Below are 2695 nucleotides of genomic sequence, written 5' to 3'. Positions count from 1 at the left end.
TCAGCTATAGATTAACCCGCTTTTTAGCCGATGGAACCCCCGTGCAAGCGCGAGTGGATTTGACCCTAACTGAAGTGGATAAGGCGACTGGGAAATAAGAGGGATTGGTCATTGGTCATTGGTCATTGGTCATTGGTCATTGGTCATTGGTCATTGGTTGATTGGTCATTGGTCCTTGGTCCTTGGTCATTGGTTGATTGGTCATTGGTCCTTGGTCCTTGGTCATTGGTTGATTGGTCATTGGTCCCCTTCGACAGGCTCAGGGCAAGATTGGTCATTGGTCATTGGGGGATTTAATCTGGGTCTATTAGAACTGATGGGGCGCTTTTCATTGATTAATTATCATCGAAATTTATAGCAAAACTACATTAAGAACCATGACAGCAATCTCTTACTTAGCTCAACCCAGCTTAAAAATAGATGGAACTGATGCCTCTGAACAATTAAAGGCAGATATTATAGAAATTTCCGTAGAAGAAAGCATTCATCAGCCGGGAATGTTTAGCCTGATTATTAACAATGACTACTTCCCCGGGACAGGAGACCCCTGGGGACATGAAAAATTATTTGCTATTGGTAAAGCCATCGAAATTGGGTTTAGTTCCAGTACCACCGAAGCCCCGGAATTTTCCACAGGCAAAACCACTGCCAGCCTGTTTAAAGGAGAGATTACCTCCATTGAATGTAGCTTTACCGAAAACTCGGAAGCTACGATGCTGATTCGAGGGTATGACGTGGGACATCGGCTGCATCGGGGGAGATATAATCGCTCCTTTCAAAATATGAGTGATACGGATATTCTCAAGAAAGTCATCGGGGAAGTGGGAATCACCAGTGGGACAATTGATTCGAGTGGTTCTCCCCATGATTATGTGTTTCAAGAGAACCAAACTAACATGGAATTTCTGCGGGAACGAGCCACCCGCAATGGCTTTGAACTGTTCGTTCAAGATGGAAAACTTAATTTTAGGAAGCCCAAAGCAGGCAGCACATTAGAGTTAAAATGGTTGCAGGATATCCACAGTTTTAGAGTGCGAGTTTCCAGTACGGAACAAGTGAGTGCGGTGGAGGTACGCGGGTGGGATTATAAACAAAAAAAAGCGATTGTTTCTAAGGCAAATGCCGCCACTGTTCTGACAAGCACCCAATATCAAGAAGGTAAAAAAACCAGTTCGGCTTTCAGTGGACAACCCTCAAAGGCAACAATGATAGTGGTTGATAAGCCGGTTTTTAGTAATAAAGAAGCCGATACGATCGCCCAGTCCTTGTGCAATGAATTAGGCGGCGAATTTGTCCATGCCGATGCCGTAGCTGAAGGTAATCCTGACATCCGCACCGGCAAAGTGGTCCAATTTTCCGACATGGGAAAATATAGCGGAAAATACTATATTACCGAAGCCCGCCACCTGTATCAAGAAGGAATTTATACCACAGAATTTAGTGTCCGAGGATTGCGGGCAGATGATATTTCTACCACCGTGGCACCAGAAACCCGACTGGAACCGGGTCAAACCATGATGGTGGGAGTGGTATCTAATAATAACGACCCGGATGGGTTAGGACGAGTGCGGGTGAAATTTCCTACCCTGACAGAAGAACATGAAAGTAATTGGGCGCGGGTGGTGGCGATCGGGGGCGGACCCGATCGCGGATTTGACTGCTTGCCAGAAATCAACGATGAAGTGCTAGTTGCCTTTGAACATGGAGATATTCATCGACCTTATATCATCGGTGGCGTGTGGAATGGCAAAGATAAACCCCCGGAAAAAGTGGCCGAATCCGTCGCCAATGGAAAGGTACGCCTCCGAACCATTAAAACTCGTCTCGGGCATAAATTGCAATTTGTCGAAGAAGATAAAGGCAGCAGTAAAAAAGGGATTTATATCGAGACCGTTGATGGAGAGAAACATAAACTGCATCTGAATGATACAGACAAAAAGATAGAAATGAAAACCAGCGGTTCTCATTATCTTTTGTTGGATGATAAAAATAAAAAACTAGAAACCAAAACCAATGGTGGTCATACCGTCTTAATGGATGATAATGGCAGCAAAAAAATAGATATTACCTCCGTCGGCGACATGAACGTAAAAACAGGAAGTTCGGGAAAAACCCGCGCCCTTAAAGTCAATGGGGGGGAAATTCAAGTCACCGGCACCACTAAAATCCTGCTGAAAGTGGGCGTGAATAGTATTGAAATATCCACTTCGGGGATTAAAATTTCTGGCCTGAAAGTGGAAGTGTTGGGACAAAAAGGAGTCGATATTAAATCCCCGATGAAAGTTGCCATTCAAGGCGCAAGTGCAGTCAATGTCCAGTCGGCGGGGAAAGTTGAGATGCAAGCCGGGGGCGCTGTGAAGGCTCAAGCGGGGGGTAAATTGGATCTCCTAGCAGGCATGGCCTTAAGTGCCACTGCAGGGGGTGCGCTGAGTTTGACTGGTGGGGCTTCAGCGAGTATTACTTCCGGTGCCTCATTCCAAGTGACCGCCGGTGCCACTGCCGGGATTTTAGCACCCCTGATTCGCCTTAACTGTTAAGACTCTGGAGAAGGCGACTTATAGAAAGCACCGTAAAACCCATGTGCTTTAGCCGTGGGATATAAGGTGGGTGAACGTAGGTACGTAGTTAACCAAATCCATGGTATAATTAATCTGTGCGTGCGTTTCGTTTAACCTAAATGGGTAGCAATACTCAG

1 protein-coding gene is annotated in these 2695 nt (G+C 45.8%); it reads left to right on the top strand.

Annotated elements, in window-relative coordinates:
• Positions 1–377 precede the first annotated feature (377 nt).
• Positions 378–2537 carry a VgrG-related protein gene (locus J0895_RS03980; protein ID WP_207086829.1) on the top strand — a complete coding sequence of 720 codons (2160 nt, stop codon included), beginning with the start codon at positions 378–380 and terminating at the stop codon, positions 2535–2537.
• Positions 2538–2695 lie beyond the last annotated feature (158 nt).

The sequence above is a fragment of the Phormidium pseudopriestleyi FRX01 genome (genome assembly GCF_017313335.1).
GTDB lineage: Bacteria > Cyanobacteriota > Cyanobacteriia > Cyanobacteriales > Laspinemataceae > Laspinema > Laspinema pseudopriestleyi.
The sequence above is the reverse complement of the archived record's forward strand: the minus strand, read 5'-3'. Positions and strand labels throughout refer to the sequence as shown.